Annotated in this window: 1 protein-coding gene; it reads left to right on the forward strand. The window is 31.5% G+C overall.

Annotation, left to right across the window (positions count from 1 at the left end):
* On the forward strand, positions 1-637 hold a 637-nt coding region (locus JHD69_RS20020; protein ID WP_199142101.1), incomplete at its 5' end, for a hypothetical protein.
* Between the last annotated feature and the right edge of the window lie 29 nt (positions 638-666).

A 666-nucleotide genomic window follows, 5' to 3' on the forward strand; every position in this document is an offset into this window, starting at 1 on the left:
GATCTCATTTGAAGAAGATAAACAGGAAAATAAAGTTTTATTGAATAGTGTTCAAAAACCTGAAATTTTAAAAAATGAATTTAGCAATATTAGAGAGCTTTCAGCATTACAGTTTTCAATCGACGCTATAATTGATATTCTAAGCATTAACTCATTAGATGAAGAGGACGAGGATGAGCCTAGCCAAGCTATTGACCTGATTTTAAATATGCTAACTGAATTCAAGAGCAACAAAACACCAGGAAGAAAATTTAGAGATAGAATTATTTTCAATATTTCCGAAGCATGGAGAGCTCCTGAAAACCTCGGCATTTCGGCAACACCCGCAAGTAATTGGAAAGAGAATATGGATAATGCAATAAATGATTTAAAAGAAGTAATTGAATCAGTTCGTCGATCAAATGCAAAAAATCATTTTCAGTTATTTTCAATAATAGTTGCAAAGTGCAAAGAAATGCTTGAAGAAAGAAAACTAAAGAAGAAAAACAGCCAGACAATAGTCAGTATCCTATATAATATTCACAATCGACTTATAACCTCTGCTGTTGATCAAGATTCAGAATATTTAATAAAAGGATTGGAAAAAGGTGCTTGCAAAGAAATGGCTAATTACATAATTTCTATTTTACAATACTAGCTTTATCACCATCAGGCTAATTCATGCAC

It is taken from the genome of Pedobacter sp. ASV12, from assembly GCF_016429155.1.
Taxonomy (GTDB): domain Bacteria; phylum Bacteroidota; class Bacteroidia; order Sphingobacteriales; family Sphingobacteriaceae; genus Pedobacter.